The organism is Mycobacterium sp. E3305 (assembly GCF_001666785.1).
Taxonomy (GTDB): domain Bacteria; phylum Actinomycetota; class Actinomycetes; order Mycobacteriales; family Mycobacteriaceae; genus Mycobacterium.
Genome location: NZ_LZJA01000119.1, coordinates 1 through 582 on the forward strand (window position 1 = coordinate 1; position 582 = coordinate 582).

The window sequence follows — 582 nt, forward strand, 5'->3', positions numbered from 1 at the left end:
GGACATAGAGGCCAACGGAGTTACGTCCCACGCGGGCAACCACATCGCCGAAGGACTGCAGGTTCTTGTCGGCGGTCAGTTCCCAGAACGAGCCGGTAGTCGCCGGATCGATCCGGCTGCTGAGGCGGCCGAATGCCGTGTCGGCGTCGATCGCCACCGTGTGATCCTGCCGCCGGAGCTCGGCGAACAGCGATCCGACGCTGGCGGCCACCGATGTCTTTCCCACTCCACCCTTGCCGAGGACACCGACCTTGTAGTTCCCGTGCAGGCGGGTGCGGATGGTCGCCTCGAACTGCGCGTCCTGCTGCTGCGCCGGCGAAGGGCCGAGGTTGACGAGGCCGAAAGTGACCAGCCGGAGGACACGACGCCAACCGCGGTCGGGCACCGCGTCGATGGCCGTCGGGGCCGGCTTGGGTGTGACGGGCGCCGATGCCGCCTGCGGAGGCGGCGGCGCGGCCGGCCGCGGTGCGGCGCCCGGGGCGGAGGGTCGTGGTGGCGGTGCGGCCGGACGCGGCGGCGGAGCAGGTGGGCTCGCCGGCGACGGGGGCGCCAGCGGTGGGCGGGGTGCGGGGCGCTGCCGGC

General features: G+C 73.4%; 1 pseudogene. It reads right to left on the bottom strand.

Features of this window, described 5'->3' with window-relative positions:
• Positions 1–582, bottom strand: a pseudogene (locus A5701_RS10765) (ATPase); the annotation flags it as partial.